Origin of the sequence: Xylanibacter ruminicola (genome assembly GCF_900107775.1) — a bacterium.
In the GTDB taxonomy this organism is placed as follows: Bacteria; Bacteroidota; Bacteroidia; order Bacteroidales; family Bacteroidaceae; genus Prevotella; species Prevotella ruminicola_C.
Genome location: NZ_FNRF01000001.1, coordinates 217642 through 243040, shown reverse-complemented (window position 1 = coordinate 243040; position 25399 = coordinate 217642). Strand labels below are relative to the sequence as shown.

At 48.4% G+C, this 25399-nt stretch carries 16 protein-coding genes, 1 tRNA gene and 1 pseudogene; 12 read left to right on the top strand and 6 right to left on the bottom strand.

The genetic code is table 11. The features are described from left to right. Window positions 1-18 precede the first annotated feature (18 nt). The 3 genes from BLU97_RS00930 to BLU97_RS00920 are packed head-to-tail and all read left to right on the top strand — an operon-like array spanning window position 19 to window position 4096. Entirely contained in the window at window positions 19-1941 is a 1923-nt protein-coding gene (locus BLU97_RS00930; RefSeq protein ID WP_081352797.1) for an alpha/beta hydrolase-fold protein, read from the top strand. A gap of 23 nt (window positions 1942-1964) precedes the next feature. Next, on the top strand, window positions 1965-3155 hold the full coding sequence (locus BLU97_RS00925) for a hypothetical protein (RefSeq protein ID WP_139208678.1): 1191 nt from the start codon (window positions 1965-1967) through the stop codon (window positions 3153-3155). Then, window positions 3152-4096 carry an alpha/beta hydrolase gene (locus BLU97_RS00920; RefSeq protein WP_074759832.1) on the top strand — a complete coding sequence of 315 codons (945 nt, stop codon included), beginning with the start codon at window positions 3152-3154 and terminating at the stop codon, window positions 4094-4096. Before BLU97_RS00925 ends, BLU97_RS00920 begins: the two co-directional genes overlap by 4 nt. A 101-nt stretch (window positions 4097-4197) precedes the next feature. Here the strand turns inward: BLU97_RS00920 and pulA are convergent, their stop codons facing one another. The 5 genes from pulA to rnr form a co-directional block, all read right to left on the bottom strand. After that, window positions 4198-6102: a type I pullulanase gene (pulA, locus tag BLU97_RS00915; protein ID WP_074759831.1), complete on the bottom strand. Its 1905-nt coding sequence runs from the start codon at window positions 6100-6102 to the stop codon at window positions 4198-4200. 3 nt (window positions 6103-6105) lie between these two features. Beyond that, entirely contained in the window at window positions 6106-8319 is a 2214-nt protein-coding gene (locus BLU97_RS00910; RefSeq protein ID WP_074759830.1) for a glycoside hydrolase family 97 protein, read from the bottom strand. Beyond that, a complete protein-coding gene (locus BLU97_RS00905; RefSeq protein ID WP_074759829.1) occupies window positions 8320-10998 on the bottom strand; it encodes a 4-alpha-glucanotransferase in 2679 nt (892 codons plus the stop codon). It abuts the gene before it with no gap. 117 nt (window positions 10999-11115) lie between these two features. After that, entirely contained in the window at window positions 11116-12699 is a 1584-nt protein-coding gene (locus BLU97_RS00900) for an ATP-binding protein (protein ID WP_074759828.1), read from the bottom strand. 105 nt (window positions 12700-12804) lie between these two features. After that, entirely contained in the window at window positions 12805-14946 is a 2142-nt protein-coding gene (rnr, locus tag BLU97_RS00895; RefSeq protein WP_074759827.1) for a ribonuclease R, read from the bottom strand. Window positions 14947-15105: 159 nt separating this feature from the next. On the opposite strand from rnr, the gene BLU97_RS00890 reads away from it, so the two are divergent. The 4 genes from BLU97_RS00890 to BLU97_RS00875 all read left to right on the top strand — a co-directional run bounded on the left by BLU97_RS00890 (window position 15106) and on the right by BLU97_RS00875 (window position 18076). Next, a complete protein-coding gene (locus tag BLU97_RS00890; RefSeq protein ID WP_013063410.1) occupies window positions 15106-16101 on the top strand; it encodes an NAD-dependent epimerase/dehydratase family protein in 996 nt (331 codons plus the stop codon). After that, window positions 16092-17048, top strand: coding sequence for a phosphatase PAP2 family protein (locus tag BLU97_RS00885; RefSeq protein WP_028906838.1), 957 nt, complete (start codon window positions 16092-16094; stop codon window positions 17046-17048). The genes BLU97_RS00890 and BLU97_RS00885 overlap by 10 nt, the downstream gene beginning before the upstream one ends. Window positions 17049-17192: 144 nt before the next feature. After that, window positions 17193-17660, top strand: a complete 468-nt coding sequence (greA, locus tag BLU97_RS00880; protein WP_013064600.1) for a transcription elongation factor GreA — start codon at window positions 17193-17195, stop codon at window positions 17658-17660. A gap of 23 nt (window positions 17661-17683) precedes the next feature. Beyond that, a complete protein-coding gene (locus BLU97_RS00875; RefSeq protein WP_013064248.1) occupies window positions 17684-18076 on the top strand; it encodes an HIT family protein in 393 nt (130 codons plus the stop codon). On the opposite strand, the gene BLU97_RS00870 is transcribed toward BLU97_RS00875, so the two are convergent. Beyond that, a complete protein-coding gene (locus BLU97_RS00870; protein ID WP_074760368.1) occupies window positions 18077-19174 on the bottom strand; it encodes a mannose-1-phosphate guanylyltransferase in 1098 nt (365 codons plus the stop codon). Between the two features lie 156 nt (window positions 19175-19330). Here BLU97_RS00870 and BLU97_RS00865 point away from each other — a divergent pair. The 5 genes and pseudogenes from BLU97_RS00865 to BLU97_RS15595 all read left to right on the top strand — a co-directional run bounded on the left by BLU97_RS00865 (window position 19331) and on the right by BLU97_RS15595 (window position 25347). Next, window positions 19331-19415 (top strand) — tRNA-Leu (locus BLU97_RS00865). A gap of 86 nt (window positions 19416-19501) precedes the next feature. Next, the gene (locus tag BLU97_RS00860) at window positions 19502-20944 is read left to right on the top strand and encodes a glycoside hydrolase family 28 protein (RefSeq protein WP_074760367.1); all 1443 of its coding nucleotides are present in this window, start codon (window positions 19502-19504) and stop codon (window positions 20942-20944) included. A 47-nt stretch (window positions 20945-20991) separates the two neighbouring features. Further along, complete coding sequence (gene trhA, locus BLU97_RS00855; RefSeq protein WP_028906842.1) at window positions 20992-21639, top strand: PAQR family membrane homeostasis protein TrhA; 648 nt, start codon at window positions 20992-20994, stop codon at window positions 21637-21639. A gap of 83 nt (window positions 21640-21722) precedes the next feature. Continuing rightward, a pseudogene (locus BLU97_RS00850) lies at window positions 21723-23227 on the top strand (succinate CoA transferase). A 26-nt stretch (window positions 23228-23253) separates the two neighbouring features. Continuing rightward, on the top strand, window positions 23254-25347 hold the full coding sequence (locus tag BLU97_RS15595) for a PP2C family protein-serine/threonine phosphatase (RefSeq protein ID WP_081352796.1): 2094 nt from the start codon (window positions 23254-23256) through the stop codon (window positions 25345-25347). The last annotated feature ends 52 nt before the right edge of the window (window positions 25348-25399 follow it).

Sequence of the window (25399 nt, the reverse complement as noted above, 5' to 3'; positions counted from 1 at the left end):
TACATAAACTTTAAACTTATGAGCAAAAAACTATTACTAACTCTACTGATGGCTTGCGTAATGCAGGCAAAGGCTGGAACCATCACTAATGCCGATGGTACGGTAACATTCCAGTACAAGAACGACCAGGCCAAAGAGGTGCTGGTAGATGTGCAGTTTGCAGGGCGTAAAGCCATGCAGAAAGATGCCAAGACAGGCTTATGGACCGTAACGCTGGGTCCGGCTGCCCCCGACATGTATCCCTATTGTTTCGTGGTTGACGGTGTGAGCATCATGGACCCCGACAATCCACAGTATTTCCCCAACGAGGGTTTTAAGAACAGTCTGCTGGAAATCAAGTCGAAAGATGGACTTCCCCACGACATCAAGAACGTGCCCCATGGCACCATGGAGTATGTACACTATTATTCTAAGAGTCTGGGTGGCACCAATACTGCCATCGTTTATCTGCCACCCAACTACATGATGAGTCGTGATAAGAAATATCCTGTATTCTATCTGATTAGTGGTACAACCGATACCGAAGAGGTATATTATAAGGTGGGTCGTGTAAACTATATCCTCGACAATCTGCTGGCTCAGAAAGCTGCCAAGGAGATGATTATCGTGCTGCCTTATGGCAATCCTACCAAGCTGCTAGCTGCACCTGCTGCTAACGGCGCTCCACAGACCCATTTTGGTGGCGACGTGTTCAGTAAGGATTTGATTAACGACCTGATGCCGTATATCGAGAAGAACTATCGTACCATCAACAACAAGGATCATCGTGCCATCGGTGGTTTCTCACGTGGTGGTAACCAGGCTTTGTTCAATGGCTTGAGCAACCTTGATAAGTTCTCGTATCTGTGCAGCTATAGCTCGTTTACATCAACAGATATTGCCGGTGTTTACGATAATGCAGAAGATACCAACAAGAAAATCCGTTTGTTCTGGTTAGGTGTAGGTACCGACGATTTCCTGTATGGCAATGCCCGCGACTATATGGAGTTCCTTGATACCAAGGGTATCCGTAGTGTGAAGGAGTTTACCAACGATAAGTTCGGACATACCTGGATGAATGCTAAGTACTTCCTGACCAAGACCTTGCCACTGCTCTTTAATAAGAAGGCATCGGAAGAGGCTATGAAGAATGGTGAGCCAGCTCCTGCTAAGACCGGTAAGGAACAGCAGTTTACCGCTGGTGTGATGGCACGACTCTTCCCACGTCCTATCATTTCGCCAGAGTACACAGAGGATGGTATCATCTTCCGTTTCAAGGCTCCTGAAGCTAAAAAGGTAGAGTTGGAGTGCGAGATGTTGCCTGAGAATGTGGCTATGGAGCGCGACAGTGATGGTGTGTGGAGCGTGAAGCTGAGTGAGTATCTGTTTGAAACCTTTAAATATTGCTTTGTGGTTGACAGTATGCAGGTAACCGACCCCAGCAATATGTTTATTTCGCCCGATGCTGGCTTTAAGTACAGTGTGGCCGACAATCCTAAGTCGCCATTCAATTTCGCATCGCAGGGTGAGATGGACCATGGTCGTGTGAGCTATGACTTGGAGCGTAACACCGCTTTCTATATCTCTGGTAATATGCGTATGGGTGTGATGCCTGCCTTTATTCAGTTGATTCCTGTTGAGGGTGAATCGGTAGAAAGCTGGTTTAAGGTAGGTGGTGCCGACGCCATTGCCGACCGTTTGATTGCCGATGGCAATGCCAAACCATGTATGATTACTGTAAGTGCTCAGGACTTGAGTCAGCAACAGGGTGGTATGCAGATGCCAGGCTTTAAGATGAATAAGTTGGATGCTAACGACTATCCTACATGGGGCTTGCGTCGCAGAGCTTTGGTAAAACTGTTGCTCGATATCAAGAAGCAGCCCGATCCAGAGTTCCCAGCCATGGGTGGCTTTGGCGGTGGCGGCTTTGGTGGCGGTTTTGGCGGCGGCCCCCAGATGTAATACGTTTCTAACTAATTGTTTTAATGATGAAGCAACTATTATCAACTATAATTCTTGGTTGTGTTACCCTCTGCGCTCAGGCGCAGCAGGGTAGCCAACTTCCATTGGCTTATCAGGTAGAGAATACTGGCGCAGCGTTTGCAAAGCCTGCCATGCCTGCAGCTAATGAACTGCCCGTTATCAAGGACCTGCCCGACCCATTAAAGGGTGTGAATGGTTTTAGTGACTGGGCGCGTAAGCGTAGTGAGATAGCAGCGCTGATACAGCATTATGGTATTGGCGAGAAACCTGCTGTGAAGAAAGAGAATATCAAGGCTCATATGAGTGGCGATACCCTGATAGTGGATGTAACCGTGAATGGTGAAACACTCACCCTGAGTTCGGAAATCAGATATCCAAAAACGGGTAAGGCACCCTATGCGCTGATGATTGGATCGAGTATGATTGCCCTGCCACGTCAGTTGTTCGAAGATCGTCCTATTGCTACCATGAACTTCCACGAGAAGCAGGTGAACGATTATGGACAGTGGGGTAAGCACCATGAACGTGGTGAGCATAACTTCGACCGTTTGTATCCACAACTGAAGGATAATGGTGCCTATAGCGAATGGGCTTGGGGCTTCAGTCGTTTGATTGATGGCTTGGAGCTGTTAGGTCCTGAGGTAACCAAGATTGATACCAAGCGTATTGGTGTTACAGGTTGCTCGTATGCCGGAAAAATGGCCCTGTATTGTGGTGCTTTTGATGAGCGTGTGGCTCTGACCATCGCTCAGGAGCCTGGTGGTGGCGGTGCTGCTGCCTGGCGCTATTCGCATCTGCAGGACAGCGTAGAGAATCTGGATAAGACCGACTATCACTGGTTCTTGGAGAGTCAGCTCACCAACTTTCATGGTGACAGTGTGTATCAGCTGCCTTACGACCAGCACGAGTTGTGTGCATTGGTGTGCCCACGCGCCCTGTTGCTGTTGGGCAATCTCGACTACAAGTGGTTGGCCGACGATGCCATGTTGGTATCAGCCAAGGCTGCCAAGAAGGTATGGGAGCGTTTCGGTATTGCCGATCGTATGGGTTGGAGCATCGTAGGTGGTCACGGCCACTGTCAGTTGCCTGAGTGCCAATGGCCCGAGGTGCTGGCCTTTATAGATAAATTTTTGTTAGGCAAAGATACTAAAACGAGTGATATTCGCGTTTATTCTAAAACATTAATCAAATGAAGAAGACTATATTATCAGTATGTATGTGTTGCCTCTCGGCTGTGGCCATGGCTCAGCCAGCAGGCGGATTCGGAGGTTTTCAGGCACCTCAGGTAAAGCTGGAAACCTCGCAGGAATGGAAGGATGTGAATTATGCTGGCGACGACCAGGCTTATCACACCTGCGACATTTATCTGCCTAAGCAGGAAAAGGCTTCTTATCCTGTGGTGATTCATATCTATGGCAGTGCCTGGTTCAGCAACAGCAGTAAGGGTATGGCCGATCTGGGTACCATCGTAAAGAGTTTGCTGGATGCCGGTTTTGCTGTGGTTTGTCCTAACCACCGTTCGAGCATGGACGCCAAATGGCCTGCTCAGATTCACGATATCCGTGCCGTGATTCGTTTTGTACGTGGTGAGGCTAAGAAGTATAAGTTTGATACCAAGTTTATCGCTACCAGCGGTTTCTCTTCAGGTGGTCATCTGGCTTCTACAGCTGCTACCACCAGCGGTACGAAACAGACCAAGGTGGGTACAGTTGATATCGACCTGGAAGGTAATGTAGGTAACTACCTGAATGAGAGCAGTGCTGTGAATGCTGCTTGCGACTGGTCGGGACCTATCGACTTGACTGCTATGGACTGTGGTGAGTCGATGAAGATGGGCGAGAACAGTCCTGAGGATGTGCTGTTGAATTCTAAGTTGGCCAAGGAACCAGATAAGTATCTCAGTCTGAGTGCCAATACCTATGTAGATAAGAACGATCCTCCTATCATCATCTTCCATGGTGAGAAGGATAATGTGGTGCCCTGCTGTCAGGGAAAGGCTTTCTACGAGACATTGAAGGCTGCAGGTGTAAAGACCGAAGCCACCTTCGTTCCTGAGGGCAGTCACGGTGGTCCAGCCATGTATGTAGATGAAAACCTTCAGAAAATGGTGAATTTCCTGAAGGCTCTCCTGTAATATTACTATTCTTATAACGAAAAGTAGCTTTTTGTCACGCAAAAAGCTACTTTTTATATGGTGGAAAGTTACTTTACGACAAGCGAAAAGTTACTTTTTGATTAGTCGTGAAGGATTAATGCCGACTGCGGATCAGCTACGATCTTGGTGCCTTTGATGGTGCCGAGACCGTTTTCGTTGATAGTGCCATCGCAGCACACAATGGTGTACTCTCCATCGGGAATAGTAATCTCAGTGGGCTCCTTGCTGGCGTTCAGTATCACGATGATGTTACGCCAATCATCACGACCAGCGTAGTTCTTCAGTCGGAAGGCTACCACATTCTCTGGGGTATCAATAAACTCCAGGTGCTTGCGTACCAAATCGGCATTGCCTAATCGGAAAGCAGGATGGTTCTTACGCAGTTGAATCAGGTTCTTATAATAATTGAATACCTGTGGATACTGCTTCAGGTTATCCCAGTTGAGCTGGTTGATGCTGTCGGGCGATTCGAAGCTATTGTGTACACCTTTCTTATTTCGCAGCAGTTCTTCGCCGCTGAGCATAAAGGGTACACCCTGAGAGGTGAACACTGCGGTCTGGGCCAGCAGATTGAGACGAATGAGCTCTTCGGTTGTGATACCAGGGATACTCGACTGTAAGCGATCTACCAAGCACATGTCGTCGTGACAGCTTACGTAGCTAATCATCTGGGTTGGGTCGATAGCCCATGGCTCCTTGCTATAGTTTACCTTGGTCATATCCACCTGTGGATGACTGATGGCACCTGCAATGCCGAACTTGATGCTCTCCTTATGGCCTGCCAGGCCTGCTAAGAATGCAGGCTGTGTATCGTCGCTGAATGGACCACGCAGGGCATCGCGGATTTCATCGCTAAAGGCAGCGATAGTTGGCATCTGTGGGATGTTAGCCTTCATACCCAATTGCTCGTTAGGAATAGCACAGGCACCAGCGCTCCAGCCTTCACCGTAGATAAACAGACTAGGATCGATCTCGTTGACGGCCTTGCGAATGGCGTTCATGGTCTCGATGTCGTGTACACCCATCAGATCGAAACGGAAACCATCGATGTGATACTCGTTAATCCAGTATTTTACGCTCTCAATCATAAACTGGCGCATCATGGGCTTCTCCGATGCTGTCTCGTTGCCGCAGCCACTGCCGTTGCTGTACTGTCCATCGGCTGTTTTGCGATAGAAATAGTCGGGATAGGTGCGCTGGAAGTTGGAGTGCTCGATGTCGTAGGTGTGGTTATAAACCACGTCGAGGATAACACGGATACCAGCCTTATGCAGGGCCTGAACCATCTGCTTGAACTCGTTGATTCGAACCTCGGGCTGATAGGGATTGGTAGAATAGCCTCCCTCAGGCACATTGTAGTTCACGGGATCGTAACCCCAGTTGTACTTGTTGTCGCTCAATCGGGTCTCATCTACCGAACCGTAATCGTAGCTGGGCAGGATATGGATGGCGTTTACACCTAACGACTTAAGGTGATTGATGGCCCAAGGTTCGGTGAGTGCCATAAACTTACCAGGATATCTGGCATCCTTGCGAGCAATCGAGAAATCGCGATGGTGCATCTCGTAGATCACCAGATCGGCAGGTGATTTGCATACGGGATGCTGATCTTCGCACCAACCCTCAGGATTGGTGTTAGCCATATTGATGATGGCACCGCGCTTACCATTGGCGCCTACGGCTTTGGCAAATATGCCAGGGCACTCGCCTTTACCCATGTCGAAGGTATAGAACTTACCCATCAGGTCGCCCTTAATGGTGGCTGTCCAGCACTCGTTGCCGGTTTTCTGCATCTTCATGCTTTTAATGGCTTTGCCGCCCAGACCGTCCTTATAGATGCGTACGGTTACCTGCTTGGCATTATTAGGGGCAAAGAGTTGGAACTTAGTTTCTTTGGGGGCATAGTCAACCTCCTTAAAAGTCTGTGCTACCACCTGTTTAGGTAGTAGCATAGACAACAAACCTGCTAATATCAATTTTTTCATGCTTTATCTAGCAATAAGTGATACGGCGAATCCTCCACCAGGAGCCTCAGTGAGCTTGAGTACATCCTTGGCTGTTACCACCTTCTTGGTGATGACGTAAGCCTTTGGATTGTGCTCGTAATGGGCATCCTTGGCATCAGCGTAGATAGTACAGTCGTATTTACGACCTTTATCCAAGAAGTTGAGCTTGATAGTGCTCTTGTGTCCGTTCTCATCGCACTTGCCACCAATAAACCAGTTGTTGGTTCCCTTGGCCTTACGGGCAACGGTGATATAGTCGGCTGGTTCGGCCTCCAGATAGATGCTCTCATCCCAGTCGCAAGCTACGTCGCGGATAAACTGGAAAGCATCGTCGTACTTCTCGTAGTTCTCGGGCAGGTCGGCAGCCATCTGCAGTGGTGAGTACATGGTGAGATAGAGTGCCAGCGAACCTGCAATGGTGATACGTGCCCATGAGGTGTTCTCGCTCCAGTTCTTAAGCTGGGTCTCGAAGATACCTGGGGTGTAGTCCATCGGACCGCCCTGCAAGCGTGTGAATGGCAGGATACAGGTATGATCGGGTCTTGAACCACCGAAGGCTTCATACTCTGTACCACGTGCACTCTCGCCACCAACCAGGTTAGGCCAAGTACGGCACAGACCTGTAGGACGTGTAGCTTCGTGACTGTTAACCATGATATGATGTTTGGCGGCCTCCTTGATGACATAGAGGTAGTGGTTGTTCATCGACTGTGAGTAGTGGTGATCGCCACGAGGAATGATATCGCCTACATAACCGGTCTTTACGGCATCGTAGCCATATTTGTTCATCAACTCGTAAGCCTCCTTGATATGACGTTCGTAGTTCTGGGTAGAGCTTGAGGTCTCGTGGTGCATCAGAATCTTAATACCCTTAGAGTGGGCGTAGTCGTTCAGCATCTTGATATCGAAATCGGGGTAGGGGGTTACGAAGTCGAATACATCGCGCTTCCACAGGTTTGCCCAGTCTTCCCAACCTACGTTCCAACCTTCAACCAATACCTCATCAAGACCGTTCTTGGCAGCAAAGTCGATATAGCGCTTAACCTTCTCGTTGTTGGCACCATGACGACCGTTGGGTTTTACCTTGTTCCAGTCAATCTGGTCGAGCTTGATGCTGGGGTAATCGTCGGTATAGTTCCAAGAGCTCTTACCAACAATCATCTCCCACCATACACCGCAGTATTTGGTTGGGTGAATCCATGAGGTGTCCTCAATCTTACAAGGCTCATTCAGGTTCAGAATGAGGTTGTTCGACAGCATGTCGCGTGCATCATCAGATACCATGACTGTACGCCAAGGTGTATTGCACGGTGTCTGCATAGCGCCTTTCAGTCCTGTGGCATCTGGTGTAAGATGACTCACAAAGGTGAAAGGCTTTGGCAGTGGGAAACGCGATGGAGCAGGATTGGGGGTATAGGCATTGGTAAAGCCTTTCAGCTCCTGTGAGAGATGCTTGGTCTGAGCATCAACCAACTCCAGGTGCATAGTGGCGTAATCCTGGCAGGCAGCCTCGTGGATGTTGATGTAGAGTCCATCGTCGCTCTTCATCTGGAGTGAAGTCTGAACACCTGTCTCTGAGAACACGGCTACCGATGAGTTATACCAGTTAACGGCCTCGTTGAAACGGGCACGTATGCCAGAGAGCTTGGTCTCTTGTGTCTCCTGCTCCTGAGTGTCGTAATCGCCAGGCAGCCACCAGGCGGTGTGATCACCAGCCATAGCAAACTCTGTGCGCTCCTCTTCAATCAGGAAGTAGTTCAACTCCTTCTGCTGTGGAAACTCGTAACGGAATCCGATACCATCGTTGTACACACGGAAACGGATAATCATCTGACGCTTAGCCGAGGGCTGATCCAGCGTTACTGCCAACTCGTTGTAATGGTTGCGAATGTTTTTGGTTTCGCCCCACACCGGCTGCCATGTCTCGTCGAAGGTAGATGTTTCTTCCTCGGCGATAGTGAAGCCGTCCATCAGGTCGGTCTCGTTAGTCCACTTGGATGAGTGACGGTCCTTGGCCAGTTCCAGTCCGAGATGTGAGGGCTTGATAACCGCACGACCCTTGTAGGTCATCTCGTAAACAGGGCGCCCTGTGTTGTCAACTGTGAATTTTACTTCGATATTGCCGTTAGGCGATTTTACATTGCCGGCGATGGCCATGAGTGGCAGCAAAGCCAGCGATAAAAGTAACTTTTTCATTTATTTTCTTCCGCTTTGAATAATTAATGTGCTGATTTCGTTATTGAAGTCGTCGGCCTGCAGCAACTGCTCGATGGTGAGATGCATGCGGTAACGCCAGTAATGACGTGGGTTAGCCGGGATATTGATACGTTCGGCATTCTGGTCGGGCAGACGGAGACTCTCGTCGGTGCTCAGCCAATCCTGCAATGACAGCAGACAGAGCATTGAGGGTGATGTGAGATGGCGGCTCACAATGTCCTTTGCCAACCAACCTGGCAGTGGGTGTGGAGCTGCACCACCACGGCGTAAAGTGGTGTTATAGTAAGTCTGTGTCTGCTCCTCGTCCTCGTCCCACCATTGGCGCAATGTTGACATATCGTGGGTAGAGATGGTATCTACCGAGCGATAGGGGTTATGCGACAGTTTTCCGAAACGTGTGGTTGGATCCTTTGGCATCGACTGGATTTCGAGACTCAGGATGCGCAGTTCGTTCATTACCCAGGGCACGCAGTCGGGTACCATTCCCAGGTCTTCGGCACAAACCAACATTCGGGTAGCTTGTGTGAGGCGAGGCATCTTCTTCATAGCCTCGGTGTACCAGAACTGGTTGTTACGACGATAGAAATAGTCGTTGTACAAACGATTGAACACAAACTTATCGTTGTCCCACAGGGCTTCGTAGATAAAGTCGTTCTGTACACCGATACGTGGGTGGAACTTATCCTTGTTCTTACGGTCGCGAACAAACAGTACATCGCTGATCAAGGCATACAGACCATCGCGCAGATTCAGATCTGCCTCGTCGGTCTTGCCCTTGAAGGCGGTTTCAACCTTACGCTGGGTGTCGTATTCGGGCTTCATCTGCCAGATATCGTCGTGAGCATGATCCAGGAAGGTGTCTTTTACGTACTGAGCACGCTCGCTAAAAATGCGCTCCAAAGTCCAGTCGGCAATGAATGGCTTGGTGAACAGCTCCTCCTGGAAGTGCAGACCGTAGGCTTCGATTTCCTCGCGGGTCATGCCCAGTGATGGTGAGAACTGACCTAACAAGCCGTGAACGGCATCGATAGGAATTTCCCAGATGCGGAAGAAACCCAACACGTGGTCGATGCGGTAGGCATCGAAGTACTCCGACATCTTGCGGAAACGACGAACCCACCATGAGCAGCCGTCTTCAAGCATGGCATCCCAGTTGTAGGTGGGAAAGCCCCAATTCTGTCCGTTAGCCGAGAATGCATCGGGTGGTGCACCGGCCTGTCCGTTCAGATTGAAGTACTTGGGCTCTACCCAAGCCTCTACACCATCGCGACTGATGCCAATGGGGATATCGCCCTTCAGTACCACGCGCTTCTTTCGGGCATAAGCATGGGCGGAACGCATCTGCTGGTCGAGGTTGAACTGTACATAGTACCAGAAAGCTACCTCTTTATATAACTTAGTTGTTGACTTACTCATGGCCTCGCGCTCGCTGTCGGGCAGCTCGTGATGGTCGGGCCAGTCCTGAAAGGTAGCTGTGCCGTACAAATCGCGATAGTGACAGAATGCAGCGTAAGGTACTAGCCACTCCTTATTCTGATCGAAGAACTGCTTGAAGGCTGCCGTCTTCATCGTCTTGGCGCCTTCCTGTGCATAGATGGCATGCAGATACTCCATCTTGGCATTGTTTACACGCTCATAGTCGATCTGTGGCAGGGCGTTCAGTGATTTACGTAGTACCTCGTACTCCTGACGTAGCTTCTCGTCCTTAAGCTGAGGCAGCTGGCGCAGATCGGTGTATTGTGGATGCAGAGCATAGATGCTGATAGAGTTGTATGGATATGAATCCTGCCAGGTGTGGGTGATGTTGGTGTCGTTGATGGGTAATACCTGCAGTACGCGCTGCTTGGTCTTGTCGCACCAGTCAACCATCAGTTTCAAATCACCAAAGTCGCCTACACCAAAGCTACCTTCACTACGTAGTGAGAAGATAGGAATGACGGTTCCAGCACCCTTCCAAGGATATACGGGGAAATAGGCTTGCGACAACTCGTAAACCACTACTTCGCCATCAGCCATCTGGGGTAGCTCTACGGTACGATTCATGCCGTTTTCCCACAGTGGGGTAACATCCACTTTCTCGTCGAGGGCAACGAATTTGAACTCGATGGTACGGGGTAGCTTGTCGGCGTCAAGACTGATAACCCATTCGTTGTTCTCGTGTTCTGCCATATCAATGGCACGCTTAGCTTCCCAGTTTCCTAGGGTTTCGCCGCCACCAATCAGTGCCAGACGCTCGTTGTTACGTAGCTGTGGGGCACGAACCTTCAGACGTATGGTCTTGCTGTAGGATGTAAGGTTGCTCATTTTTGGTGTTCGGGCGGCTACACACTCGGTAAAAGCAGTCGAGTACATATACGAATCCTCTGGGATATCAATCCAGTGGTCGTAAACCATATAACAGGCTCCTTTTGAAGCAGCAAACTCCAAACGGTGTGGAATAACCAGCCACTCGTGGCGCTGCTCATGATCGCCGCGCATCACGGTATAATAATAGTCGATGTGGGCAGACGATTTCTCTGCCTTATTCATTTCGCACATCCAGTGCAGCCCATCCAGGGTTGTCATCTTGTGCTCTTCCGTCTTGTCATCCGTTAGGATGTTCAGTGCCAGCTCTTCGCCGAAGATAGTCTGGTACTCCAGGTTGAAAATGATCTTCATACCAACTTGCTTTTAGTTATTTTTGGCAAAAGTACGAAAATAACCCGTTCGGTGTTTCCAAACGGGCTTGTATTTGATAGTTTCTCGATGCAAACGATTGCATGCAAGAAGCTCTGCTTATCGGGGGAGTGTCATGACGAATCTGGCGCCAGGACAGAAGTCGGTATCAAGTTGTATATCGCCTCCCATGCGGCGTGCCATACTACGTGCTACGGTTAGTCCGATGCCGGTGCCTTCGTAATATGTATCGAGCTGTACAAACTCGTCGAAGATGTGCTCAGCTTCCTTGGCAGGAACGCCGATGCCATTGTCTTCGATAGCGAACTGTACACAGTTGGGTAGGGTTTCTACATGCAACTTGACACGCTGGTCGGCGCTTTTTGCACTGAATTTGCGCGCATTGTCGAGTAACAGGGTAAGGGCACGAACAGCTGCTTGCATATTTGTCTTCAACTGTATCTTCTCAACCTCAGGCAGCATCTCTAAATCGAACGTCAGTGAGGGAGTATCGGCAATCATACTCTTGACGATGGCCTCGCTAACAATCTTATTTGGCGATACCTTATCGGTTCGCTCAATCACGTTGCGGCTGTTGGCATCGCTCAGTTCTAACATCTTGTTAACCAAACCGGTAATGCGTTCGGTATTGGTTACAATGTCGTTGGCAATCTGTTTCTTCTCGTCCTCGCCTAACTCTAAGTCTGGAGTGGTGAGTATTTGCGTAAAACCACTCAGAATATTTAACGGGGTGCGTATCTCGTGCGAAATCTGTTGGATGAAGTGGGTCTTCATCTTCGATGACTCCTCGGCTCTGGCTGTGGCCTCTATCAGCTGGTGATTGGTTTGCTCCAACTCCATGTGGCTCATTTCCAATATGTTGTAGTTGGTTTCTAACATGGCGTTAGTGAACTGCAACTTGCGGCGAGAGCGATATAGGGTAAAGATATAAAGTGAGATGAGTGCCAGGATGATGACAACACTTACATACCATATCCACATAGGCACACCATGATGACTAACGCCTTCCTTGATTTCCGAACCATATATCTTATCAACCAGTCCTTCGCTGTCCATCTTGGCTATCTCCAGGCTGATGGCGTCGATCAGCTCCTTGTTGTGGCCTACATAGCAGTATTCGCGTGGCTGTAGCGAAATCTCCTCTCGAGCCAGACTGTTGAGGCCGTAATGATCGATAAAGTATTTGGCCTGATAACGGTAGCAGATGATGGCATCGTAACGGCCGTTTGCCAGTTCGCGGAACGACTGGTCGAGATCGTTTACTTTTACGCAAGTACCACCTTCGCGCTCCACCAGTTCGGAAATATGGCGTGAGTTCAGAAAAGCAAATGTCTTACCTTTCAGGTTACGGAAGTCAAACGTCTTGTAGTCGCTCTTACGATACACTACCTGGTAGTACAGACGGAAGATAGGACGCGAATAATAGATGGTGTCCTTGCGATAGGATGAATAAACCATCATAGCCAGATCGGTATCGCCGTTCAGCACCGAGGTGGCTACCTTGTTCCACAGGTTGGGTACATAATAGTATTTGATACCCATACGCTTCATCAACTCGCGTGTAAAGTCGATGTCGTAACCATGGGGCAGTCCGTCTTTATCTACCGATTGCAGTGGGGCATAGTTGGCATCCAGGCCAATGGTAATTTGGTCTGTAGGTGGCACGAATGCCACTGCTCGCATAGATATACTGCATAGAGTTGCTATCAACAACCCTACAAGCCAGTATCTGTCTAGTCTCAATTTAATCACGTGTATCTGTTTTATTAATATAAGTTCTTACTCTTTTTAATCATCTGCCAGTGTGAAGTCTAACTGCTTGCGCTCCAGATTGGCACGGGCTACCTGAATACGTATGGGGTCGCCCAACTGGTATTTGGTGTGATGACGACGACCAACAATCATGTAGTTCTTCTCGTCGAAGTCGTAGTAGTCGTTACCCAGGTCGCGAATAGGTATCATACCTTCGCAGTGGGTTTCATCAATCTGGGCGTAGATGCCGTACGACTGGATGCCGCTGATATGTGCATCGTAGGTGTTACCAATCTTGTCGGCCATAAACTCTACCATCTTGTACTTGATAGAGTCGCGCTCAGCATTCATGGATATCTGCTCCATGTCGCTGCAGTGCTCGCAGAACTCTTCGTACTTATCCTTGTTGGCCGAACGTGCACCATCCTGATACTTGGTAAGCAGACGGTGTACCATCATGTCGGGATAACGACGGATGGGCGAAGTGAAGTGCGTGTAGTAGTCGAAAGCAAGTCCATAGTGACCGATATTGTGTACGCTATACTTGGCTTTCATCATGGCACGCAGCGCAACAGTCTCGATGGCATTCTGCTCGCGTGTACCTTCGGCCTGCGACATCAGGGTGTTAAGCGACTTGGTGATAGCACCCTTGGTGCCGGCTGTTTTTACCTTATAGCCGAACTTAGCCACAAATTCGCGCAGATTCTCCAGCTTCTGTGGGTCTGGTTGGTCGTGAATACGGTAGGGCAGCGTTTTTGCTTTAACACCCTTCTTCACGCGACCGATACTTTCGGCTACCGTTTTATTGGCCAGCAGCATGAACTCCTCAATCAGTTTGTTGGCATCTTTCGACACCTTGAAGTAGGCGCGGATAGGTTTGCCAGTCTCGTCGATATCAAAGTGCAACTCCTCGCGGTCGAACTTCACACTACCGTTTTTAAATCGGGCTTCGCGCAGTTTCTTGGCCAGCGCATCAAGCTTCAACAGGAATTCGGCGTTTTCGCCTTTTCCCTCTTCAATAATCTGTTGAACCTCTTCGTAGGCATAGCGGCGGTCGCTCTTAATCACGGTGTGTGCCAGATGCCAATCCTTGATGTTTGCCTCGTCGTCCATCTTGAAGATAACGCTGTAGCACAGCTTTTCCTCGTCGGGGCGCAGCGAACAGATAAAGTTACACAAACGCTCGGGCAGCATAGGGATGGTACGGTCCACCAGATAGATACTGGTGGCACGTGCATATGCTTCCTTGTCGATGGTTGAACCCTCTTTTACGTAGTGTGATACATCGGCGATGTGTACACCAACTTCCCAAAGACCTTTGTCTGTCTTTCTGATACTCAAGGCATCGTCGAAGTCCTTGGCATCCTTGGGGTCGATGGTGCATGTGAATACATCGCGGAAGTCCTCGCGGCGAGCAATCTCCTCTGGGGTGATAGCTGCGTCGATCTTCTCGGCAGCCTCTTCTACGTTCTTGGGATACTTATAAGGCAGATTATACTGTGCCAGGATGGCGTGCATCTCGGCATTGTTCTCACCTGTCTTACCCAGAATGTCGATGACCTGACCGATAATGTTCTTATGGTCCTGATCGGGCCACTGGATAATCTTTACTACAGCCTTGTCGTCGGTCTTACCTCCTTTCAACTTACGTTTAGGGATGATGATATCGTGAACAATCGTAGAGTCGGCTGTTACCAGAAAAGCAATATCCTTTTCAACGCGCAGCTTACCGACGATAGTGTCGTGGGCTCGTTTCACGATCTCGATGACCATCGCTTCTTTGATATGCTTGTCGCGGCGCGCCATAAGCGACACTTTCACATGGTCGCCATCCATAGCCGACATTGAGTTACGCTCGGCCACAAACACTGGTGTACCACCATCATCGGGCACAAACGAGTTGCGTCCGTTAGCTTTTCTGTGGAAGATACCTTCCTGTACCTGAGTCTTCAGGTTTAGTTTATAGGAGTTGTCGCTCACTTTCAGCAGGAAATCATCCCACGCCATCTCCTCCATCACATCGATGGCCAGCATTTTGAGAGGATGAGTGTCGAGTTTCAACACCTTGAATATTTGTTTGAACGAGAATGTTTCGTTAGGATTATGTTGAAACAGGTTCTGTAGTAGTTCGCTTACCTGCTTCTTTCCTAAACGTTTTCCACCTTTCTTCTTACCCATAGCTTGTTTTCTTTTTTCTTTCTGCCTGCAAAGATAAGAAAAAAAAAGCACGGATTACACGGATTGACACAGATTTTTTCGTAAAATAGTTAAAATCCGTGTCAATCCGTGTAATCCGTGCCTAAAAAATTGTAACTTTGCACTCAAATTGTAAACTGTATGAAGATATTAGTAACTGGTGCGAGTGGTTTTATCGGCTCGTTTATTGTTGAGGAGGCACTCCGTCGCGGCTTTGATACATGGGCTGCGGTGCGTGGCAGTAGCTCTAAGGCTTATCTGCAGGATGAGCGCATCAACTTTATCGAGCTGAACCTTTCGTCGAAGGCTCAACTGGTGGAGCAGCTACGTGGTCAGGCATTCGACTATGTAGTGCATGCTGCTGGCGTAACTAAGTGCTTGGATAAACAGGATTTCTTCCGTATAAACACCGAGGGGACCAAGAATCTGGTTGATGCACTCGTTGAGGTAGGTATGCCGCTGAAGCGATTGGTGTTTGTGAGCAGCTTAAGCATTTTTGGTGCTATCCGTGAACAGCAGCCTTATCAGGAGATAAAGGAAACCGATACGCCCCAGCCTAATACCGCTTATGGTCGCAGTAAACTGGCCGCTGAACAGTATTTGGAACAGATGGCCTCGCGCGTACCTTATATAATAGTTCGTCCAACTGGTGTTTACGGTCCTCGTGAGAAAGACTATTTTATTATGGCCAAGAGCATTAAGCAGCACTCCGATTTTGCTGTGGGCTACAAGCGTCAGGATATTACCTTCGTATATGTAAAGGATGTGGTGCAGGCTATCTTCCTGGCTTTGGATAAGGGTGAGAACGGTAGAAAGTACTTCTTGAGCGATGGTAAGGTGTACCAGAGTGAGACGTTTAGCAATCTGATTCATCAGGAACTTGGATGCCCATGGTGGATTCGAATCAAGGCGCCTATCTGGGTACTGCGTGTGGTAACCTTCTTTGGTGAGTATATCGGCCGACTGACAGGTAAGGTTACGGCGCTTAATAACGATAAATATAATATTCTACGCCAGCGTAATTGGCGTTGTGATATACAGCCTGCTATCAGTGAACTTGGCTATAAGCCCGAGTACGACCTGGAGCGTGGCGTGAAAGAAACAATTAAATGGTATCAGGATAACAAATGGTTATAAAAAAATTATTCGAGATAGAAAAGAAACCCCGTAAGGGCTTAATGGCATTCGAGTGGGCAGTGATGGCTTATCTGCTGTTTACGCTGCTGCTTATTATGATTACCTTTACCAAATTGCAGAACCCAGGCGAAATGCTTTGGGGGCGTGCGCAGGTGGTTATTTCTACTCTGGCACTCTGGTGGGTGTATCGTATGATTCCCTGCAGACTTACGATGATGTTCCGTGTGGCATTACAGCTGATACTATTGTCGTGGTGGTATCCCGATACCTATGATATGAATCAGGTGTTCCCAAATCTCGACCATGTGTTTGCTGGTTACGAGCAGCAGCTGTTCCACTTCCAGCCGGCTCTGGTCTTCTCGCAGGCTATTTCTAATCCGGTGTTCAGCGAACTGATGCATCTGGGCTATGCTTCGTATTATCCGCTCATAGCTCTGGTAACGCTTTACTATTTCCTTTATCGTTATCAGGAGTTTTCGCGTGTGGTGTTTATCATTCTTGCATCGTTCATGCTCTATTATGTCATCTTTGTGTTGATGCCTGTTACTGGTCCGCAGTATTACTACTTGGCGGCAGGAGTGGATCAGATAGCGCAGGGTAACTTCCCTAATGTGGGCGATTACTTTGCTACCCACTCTGAGGCGTTAACAATACCAGGCTGGAAGGATGGCTTCTTTTACCAGTGTGTGGCCAGTGCACACGAGGCTGGCGAACGTCCTACGGCAGCTTTCCCCAGCAGTCATGTGGGTGTTACTACCATTCTGCTGTTGTTGGCTTGGCATGCCCGTAATCGTAAACTGCTATACACATTGTTGCCTTTTTACGTGTTGATGTGTTTCGCAACTGTTTACATTCAGGCGCACTATGCAGTCGATGTGATTGGAGGCTGGATTTCAGCTCTCGTCATCTATGCGTTTTTGTTTTTTTTATCGAAAAAATTTGTTTGATTCGAAAATAATGCTTATCTTTGCAACCGAATAAGTAAGGATAAGACATAATACAACATAGGGATTCCGACACAAGGCGAGTCGGGATTCTTTTCTTTTTTGTCCATCCGAGTAATTAAGAAAATCTTTAAAAATTGAATAGTTATGGCATACATGTCACAAGAAGGCTACGATAAACTGATAGCCGAACTGCAGCGTTTAGAAGGTGTTGAGCGTCCAAAGGCCTCTGCCGCTATTGCCGAGGCCCGTGAAAAGGGCGATCTGAGTGAGAACTCTGAGTACGATGCCGCCAAGGAGGCACAGGCTCACCTTGAGGATAAGATCAATCAGCTGAAGATGACTATCGCCGAAGCAAAGGTGATAGATACCAGCCGTTTGAGTACCGACTCTGTACAGATTCTCTCGAAAGTAGAGATGACTAATCTGACCAATAAGGCCAAGATGACTTACACTATTGTAAGCGAGAGCGAGGCTAACCTGCGTGAGGGTAAGATCTCTATCCAGACTCCTATTGCCCAGGGCTTGCTGAACCATAAGGTGGGTGATGAGGTTGAGGTGAAGATTCCTCGTGGTACTATCAAACTGCGTATCGACAAGATCACTGTTGGTTAATTGATAATTGAAAATTGAAAGGCATGGATATCTTTAGCAAAATCGCAGCTGGCGAAATTCCCAGCTATAAGTGCGCTGAGAACGAGGAGTTCTACGCATTTCTTGATATTAATCCGTTGGTAGAGGGTCATACACTGGTTATCCCCCGCCGCGAAGTAGATTACATCTTTGATATGGACGACGACGAGTTGGCTCGCTATCAGGTGTTTGCTAAGCGCGTTGCTTTGGCCATCAAGAAGGCTTTCCCATGCAAAAAGGTAGCACAGGTAGTGCTGGGTCTCGAAGTGCCCCACGCACATATCCACCTCATCCCTATGCAGAGTGAGGCCGATGTTGACTTCCGCCGTGAAAAGCTGAAGCTTACAGAAGATCAGTTTAAGGCTATTGCCGAAAAAATACGTGGTGAGTTTGTGTAATTACACAAACTCATCGCCGTATTTAATCCTTACCTCGTTTACATATTTCTTTACCATCGACGAGTTGTCGCTCTTCTTACAGATGAGTAGCACCCCGTCTTCTTCGGCTACGATATATCCCTCCAGACCGTTGAACACGCCCAGTTTTCCTTTAGGTAGCTTGATGATGTTGTTCTTGCAGTCCTCAAGTATCACCTCCGAGTCTAGCACCACGTTGTCGTCGGGCACTTTGTGCATCACCTCGTAGATGGCATGCCAGGTGCCCAGGTCGGCCCAACCAAAGTCGCATTTCATCACATATACGTTGTTGTCGCTCTGCTCCAGAATGGCGTAGTCGAGTGATAGGTTGGGGTAGCGTGGATAGTTGTCGGCCACAAACTTGGCTTCCTCCTCCTCAGTGTAGTTCGGGTTGTCGTAGCGTAACTCGCGCAGTACTGGGGGAAATACATGTTCGAACGTGTCGAGTAAGTGATAGGCGTTCGAAATGAAGATACCTGTGTTCCAGTAGAACTCGCCGCTCTCCATAAACATGCGTGCAAACTCGCGTTCAGGCTTCTCGGTGAATGATTTAACCTCGAACACATCTGGCTTGCAGCTCAGGTCGCCCAGCTGTATGTAACCATAGCCAGGCTCTGCACGTGTGGGTTTTACGCCCATAGCCAGCAGCACGTTGTTTCTGGTAACGTAACTGATACCTACCTCCATGCTGTGTTCAAATGATGACTCGTTCAATATCAGCTGATCGCTGGGCGATACGATGATATTGGCATCTGGTGTGTGATGGTGAATACGCATGGCAGCCCAAGCTACACTGGGGGCTGTGTTGCGATGAATAGGCTCTACTATGATGTTTTTTGTATCAACCTCAGGTAGTTGTTCTTTCACCAGTTCCAGATATCCCGCGCATGTACATATTAATATATTATCTTTGGGTAACAATCGGGCAAAACGGTCGTAAGTCGTTTGTAACAAAGTGCGGCCAGTGCCAAAAAGGTCCAAAAACTGTTTAGGGTACTGCTCTCGGCTGACGGGCCATAATCGCTGACCGCGACCCCCTGCCAGAATCACGCAGTAATTTTTGATATTATTTATTTCCATCATTAGGATTTTAGCATTATATTCTACCTGCAAACATACAAATATTTTGCGAAACAAACAAGAAAATCCAAGTTTTTTTTCATTTTCTTTTGGTAATTCAAATAAAAGTCGTATCTTTGCACCCGCTTTAGGAGATTAAGCAGCTAAAACTGTTAAGCCCAGATGGCGGAATCGGTAGACGCGCTGGTCTCAAACACCAGTGGAGCAATCCATCCCGGTTCGATCCCGGGTCTGGGTACCAAGTCCTAAGGCAAGGGAATCTTCGGATTCCCTTTTTTTGTGCCAAAAAGTTAGTAGTTTTTCAGGAAAATGATTACCTTTGCAGCCATGAGAAAGTGTTTTGCGTTTTTTCTGTTGCTGTTGGTGGCTGTTTTGCCTTGCTCTGCTAAGGTGAAAACAACGATAAGTACCCGCGATTTGCAGGTAGATACTACAGGTCAGACGCTGTGTACCAACCAGTTGCAACATGCCATTGATCGGTTGGCTAAGAAAGGTGGTGGCACATTGTTGATGACACCAGGACGCTATCTTACCGGTGGTTTGATGCTGCGTTCGGGCATCACGCTGCAGTTTGATGAGGGGGCTGTGCTGCTTGGCAGCACCAATCCTTACCACTATCGGACGATGGCTGTTGAAGATACCGACGACCAACGGGGTGATAATGCCTCGATGGCATTGCTGATGGCTGATGGAGCTGAACACGTTTCTATTTGCGGAAAGGGTGTGATTGATGGACAGGGTCTGCAGTTGGCCCTGAATATCGATAGTCTGCACCATACAGGCGAACGGGGTGATGCACATTACAACCTGCGTCGCCAGCGTCCCAGCGAACTGGCGCGTCCCAAACTCTTTTTCTTTTACCGGTGTAAGGATATTGAGGTGAAGGACATGACGTTGAAAAGTAGCGCCAACTGGGGCTTGTCGTTCGATTTATGTCAACACCTGTCGCTTACCAACCTAACTATCGAAAATCGTGCTTATTGGAATAACGATGGTATCGACTTTACGGATTGCCAGCATGTACTGGCAGCCGATTGCCGTATCAACTCGGCCGATGATGGCGTTTGCTTGAAGTCGTATCACACCCAGAGCGAGTGCCGTGATATAGAGCTGGCTCGTTTGGATATCCGTAGTAGTGCTTCGGCTATCAAGTTCGGTACTGCCTCGTGGGGTGGATTCCGTCAGGTGTATATCCATGATATCAAGGTACGCGATACGTTTCGTTCGGCCATTGCTATCGAGAGTGTTGATGGTGCTCAGATTGATAGCATCCTTGTGGAGCGTGTTGATGCACAGAACACAGGCAATCCTGTTTTTATGCGTTTGGGACAACGTGCTGGTCAGCGTAAAGGCTCGCTTAAGAATGTTATTATTCGCGATTTTAAGTGTGAGGTGCCTTTCGGTCGTCCCGATGAGGCTTACGATCTGCGAGGCCCTGAAGTGGATTTCTTTCACAATCCCTTCCCCAGTAGTATCTGTGGTATTCCTGGCAACAAAATCGAGAACGTTCTGCTTAAGAATGTCAGCATCCTTTATCCTGGTCGGGCTACCAAAGGTATGGCCTATATTCCCCTTTGGCGTAAATTCGATGTACCCGAACAGATACAGAAATATCCGGAGTTTACCATGTTTGGCGAACTCCCGTCATGGGGCTTCTATCTTCGTCATATCGATGGTATAACGCTCCAGAATGTGCAGCTGAAGTTAGCGGCCGATGATTTCCGTCCTGCCATTGTTGATGAGGATGTGGACGGGCTGTTGATTAAATAAGAAAATGTCAAAAACTCTACAAAAGATTTTAATTAAATAGATTCGTTATGATTAGGTATACAAAGAAAGAGGAGATATGGAATGCGGCATCACACGGTGGAGGTGTTCTGTTGGGTGTGGTGTTTGGTATTATTTTCCTGATATGGTGCTTCCAGGCCGATAATAACTGGGCCCGAATTGGCGTGATTCTTTACCTGTTTGGTATGCTAGGCTCGTATGCAGCCTCTACCATCTATCACTCCATCAAGCACCACTCAAAATGGAAGGAACGATTACGTAAATGGGACCATGCTGCCATCTACTGGCATATAGCTGGTTCATACTCGCCTTTAACGTTGGTGGCCCTGCGCGAACAAGGCTATTGGGGGTGGAGCCTTTTCTGCTTTGTGTGGGCTTGTGCTATTGCAGGAACCATTATCAGCTTTATTCATCTAAAAGAGCATTCCAACGTCGAAACGTTTTGTTTCGTCGGTATGGGTCTGAGTGTTCTGGTGGCTTTCAAACCCCTGATCGATTCGGTATCAACAGCGGCTGTTGTCTGGATTATTGCCGAGGGTGTGAGCTACATCACTGGTGCCGTTTTTTATTCTTTGAATAAGACCAAGTATATGCACTCCGTTTTCCACTTTTTTGTGCTTGCTGGTAGCATTTGTCACATCATTGCCGTGTGGGATGTGCTGATGGAGTACTTATAATGGTTAAAAGTTCGGTGTTTTTTTTGGTCGTTTCGCTAAAAAGTAGTAATTTTGCACGCAAATTTGCAAATTTAATCTATCATATGGCATATACACGTATCACAGCTGCCGAGGCTGCAGCATTGATTAAGAATGGCGAGAACATCGCCATGAGTGGCTTTACACCCGCAGGTGTAGCCAAAGCAACAACAAAAGAGTTGGCTAAAATTGCTGTAGCTGAGCATGAGGCTGGTCGTGAGTTCAAGGTAGGTATCTTTACCGGTGCTTCTACTGGTCAGAGTACCGATGGCGACTTGGCAAATGCGCAGGCCATTAAGTATCGTGCCCCTTATACCACTAATCCCGACTTCCGTAAGCATGTAAACTTAGGTGAGATCCCCTATAACGACCTGCACCTGAGTCATATGGCACAGGAACTGCGTTACGGTTTCTATGGCGATGTGGATTGGGCTATCCTCGAGGTGTGTGATATCGAAGAGGTTGGTAACGACTATCACGTGTATCTGACTGCTGCAGGTGGTATCTCGCCCACAGCAGCCCGTTTGGCTAAGAAGGTTATTCTCGAGCTCAATTCGTTCCACAATCCCAACGCCAAGTTTATTCACGACGTGTATGAGCCACTTGATCCTCCTTACCGCAAGGCTATCCCCATTGAACACGTAGGCGACCGTATTGGTAAGCCTTATGTAAGCATTCCAAAGGACAAGGTGGTAGGTGTTGTAGAGTGCAACATCCCCGATGAGGCCCGTGCCTTTAAGGATAGCGACCCTGTAACAGAAAAGATTGGTTTCTTGACTGCCGAGTTCCTGGTAGAGGAGATGCACAAAGGTCGTATCCCTCAGGAGTTCCTGCCATTGCAGAGTGGTGTAGGTTCAACTGCCAACGCTATTCTTGGTGCACTCGGTGAGGATAAGCACGTGCCTAACTTCAATATCTATACCGAGGTGATTCAGAACTCGGTAATCGAGATGATGCTTAACGGACGTGTAAAAGATGCATCGGCTTGCTCGTTGACAGTATCTAACGATTGCCTGATGCAGGTTTACGACATATGGACTATATGAAGCAGCACCTGACACTGCGTCAGAGCGAGATCAGTAACTCGCCTGAGCTTATCCGCAGATTAGGTGTGATTGCTATCAATACGGCTATCGAGGCCGACCTTTATGGTAACGTGAACTCAACCCACATCAGTGGTGTGAAGATGATGAATGGTATTGGTGGTAGCGGTGACTTTATCCGCAATGCCTACCTCTCTATCTTCACCTGTCCTTCGATTGCTAAGGGTGGTGTAATCAGTTCTATCGTACCATTTGTTAGTCACCAGGATTCTTCGGAGCACGATGTAAACATCATTGTAACCGAACAGGGTGTGGCCGACCTGCGTGGTAAGAGCCCTGCTCAGCGTGCAGAGTGTATTATCGAGAACTGCGCACATCCCGACTATAAGCAGCTGTTGTGGGATTACCTGAAGATTGCTAAGATGGGACAGACCCGTCATTGCCTCACTGCTGCATTTGCCATGCATGACACACTGGCTCGTAAGGGCGACATGAAACTGACTGACTTTGCTGAATATGTGAAATAAAAAAACAATGGACTAATTATTAATATATGAGAGATTTGAAAAAATGGCAATTTAGGATTACCTTAATCCTTACTGCTGCAATCCTTATGTCGTGTGGCGGCAACTCGCGCTCATGGAAGGGAAACAGTAAGTCGGCTAAGGATTCGCTGAAGGTAAGTGCCATAGACAGTATGATTGTAGCTGTTGAGGAAGCAAAAGATTATGACCGAAAATTTGCTTTGGCCGACAGTTTGGAAAAGACAGGCGACATCAGTCCTGTTCGAGCAAATTATTTGCGTGGTACTGCTTTGCGCAGCTTGAAGAAGAAAGCAGCTTCTGAGGCATATTTCAAGAAAGCTTTGGAAGTAGAAGAGTTACAGGAAAAGGATGTGCTCTATTATAGCCGTTCGGCTCGCGTGCTGGCGCAGATGCTTTCGGTTAAGAACGACTATGAGTCAACCCTCCGTGTGGCAACTCCTGCCGTACAGAAACTGGCAGGACATCCTAAGGCACAGTCGGGCGATCTGGCTGTTCTCTATTATGTAATCGGTTCGGCCCAGATGTATCTTGGTCACGACGAGGATGCTTCTGAGAGTTACGAGAAATCCTTCGAGCAGTATTTGAAATCTATCTCGAAGAAGGATACCAATGGTTCACGTATCCGTTCGGCCATTACCGGTATCAACAATATTACCGTGGCCTGCTTGAACACCCAGCACTATAAGGAGGGTAAGAAGTGGAACGACCGTACCGACTCTCTGCTGTATGTGTATCGTTTGCGCCCAGATGCCGACTCTGAGGTTTGCGACCACTATCGTGCCCGTATCCGTTTGTTCAACGCTTTGACTGCCTATGAGTTCGGTCATCGTGCCGAGGCAGATGCCAGCTTTGCTGCCTTCCAGAAAACTGATTATGCAGCTACCGAGCAGGGAAAGTTGGATGCTAACGACTATCTGATGAAGGCTCATCGTTTCGAGGAGGCTGCTAAGAACTTCCGTATGCTCGATCACTGGGTTGATGTCCGTGGCATGAAGATGAATCTTGATAATATCTCGATGTATCTCATTCCTAAGTATCGTGCCAATATCGGTGCTGGCCGTAAGGATTCGGCTATTTACGTAGCCAATCAGATTGTAAACGCATACGATTCGGCTCTTGTATGGTCTAAGCGTGATGATACAGCCGAGATGGCAACCATCTACGAAACCCATCAGAAGGAAGAAGAACTGGCTCGCAGTCAGTGGGAGCTTGAGAAGCGTGGGCATGATATTGCCCGTCAGCGTATGATCAGCTTCGGTATTGGAATCCTGTTGCTTACAGGCTTCCTGGGCTTCTATACACTTAATAAGCGTAAGGCCTTTAACTTGCTGCAGGAGGCGTACGATAAGCTTGAGGAGGCTACTTCGGCCCGTGAGCGTATCGAGAGTGAGTTGCGTATTGCGCGCGATATCCAGATGTCGATGATTCCGGCCTCTAACCTCGAGAGCGAGGGCTTGGATCTGTTCGCATCGATGACGCCAGCCAAGGAGGTTGGTGGCGACCTGTACGACTATTTCCTTGAGAAGGATCACCTTTACATTGCTATCGGCGACGTATCTGGTAAGGGTGTGCCTGCCTCACTGTTCATGGCTCAGGTTATCCGCCTGTTCCGTGCCATGGCAAAGCAGCACTACACACCTGCCGATATTTGTACCCGCATCAACAACGAGTTGACCGAGAATAACGAGAACGGTATGTTCATCACCATGTTCATTGGTTTGATCGACCTGAATAGCGGTCGTCTCGACTTCTGTAACGCAGGTCATAATCCTCCCGTACTGGGTGGCGATGCTGATGGTGGTAACTTCCTGAAGATGATTCCAAACGCACCTATCGGTTTGTGGCAGGGCCTTGAGTTCGAAGGTGAGTTTATCGAGAGCATCAAGGGTAAGCCTCTCTTCATCTATACCGATGGTTTGAACGAGGCCGAGAACCCCGATCTGGTTCGCTTTGGCGACGACCACATGCTGGATGTTCTCCGTCATACCGAGTTCGCTAACGCCATGCAGGTGGTTGAGAGCTTGAAGCGTCAGGTAGAGGAGCACCGTCAGGGTGCCGATCCAAACGACGACCTCACCATGATGTGCCTGAAGGTAGGATAATATCCAAATTATATACCGATATCATCAAAAAGTGCCGCAACGCGTTGCGGTG

Coding starts and splice junctions, on each gene's coding strand:
- BLU97_RS00875 (WP_013064248.1), top strand. CDS start 17,684: ATGGATATCTTTAGCAAAATCGCAGCTGGCGAAATTCCCAGCTATAAG.
- BLU97_RS00930 (WP_081352797.1), top strand. CDS start 19: ATGAGCAAAAAACTATTACTAACTCTACTGATGGCTTGCGTAATGCAG.
- BLU97_RS00885 (WP_028906838.1), top strand. CDS start 16,092: ATGGTTATAAAAAAATTATTCGAGATAGAAAAGAAACCCCGTAAGGGC.
- pulA (WP_074759831.1), bottom strand. CDS start 6,102: ATGAAAAAATTGATATTAGCAGGTTTGTTGTCTATGCTACTACCTAAA.
- BLU97_RS00925 (WP_139208678.1), top strand. CDS start 1,965: ATGATGAAGCAACTATTATCAACTATAATTCTTGGTTGTGTTACCCTC.
- BLU97_RS00870 (WP_074760368.1), bottom strand. CDS start 19,174: ATGGAAATAAATAATATCAAAAATTACTGCGTGATTCTGGCAGGGGGT.
- rnr (WP_074759827.1), bottom strand. CDS start 14,946: ATGGGTAAGAAGAAAGGTGGAAAACGTTTAGGAAAGAAGCAGGTAAGC.
- greA (WP_013064600.1), top strand. CDS start 17,193: ATGGCATACATGTCACAAGAAGGCTACGATAAACTGATAGCCGAACTG.
- BLU97_RS00900 (WP_074759828.1), bottom strand. CDS start 12,699: ATGCGAGCAGTGGCATTCGTGCCACCTACAGACCAAATTACCATTGGC.
- trhA (WP_028906842.1), top strand. CDS start 20,992: ATGATTAGGTATACAAAGAAAGAGGAGATATGGAATGCGGCATCACAC.
- BLU97_RS15595 (WP_081352796.1), top strand. CDS start 23,254: ATGAGAGATTTGAAAAAATGGCAATTTAGGATTACCTTAATCCTTACT.
- BLU97_RS00920 (WP_074759832.1), top strand. CDS start 3,152: ATGAAGAAGACTATATTATCAGTATGTATGTGTTGCCTCTCGGCTGTG.
- BLU97_RS00910 (WP_074759830.1), bottom strand. CDS start 8,319: ATGAAAAAGTTACTTTTATCGCTGGCTTTGCTGCCACTCATGGCCATC.
- BLU97_RS00860 (WP_074760367.1), top strand. CDS start 19,502: ATGAGAAAGTGTTTTGCGTTTTTTCTGTTGCTGTTGGTGGCTGTTTTG.
- BLU97_RS00905 (WP_074759829.1), bottom strand. CDS start 10,998: ATGAAGATCATTTTCAACCTGGAGTACCAGACTATCTTCGGCGAAGAG.
- BLU97_RS00890 (WP_013063410.1), top strand. CDS start 15,106: ATGAAGATATTAGTAACTGGTGCGAGTGGTTTTATCGGCTCGTTTATT.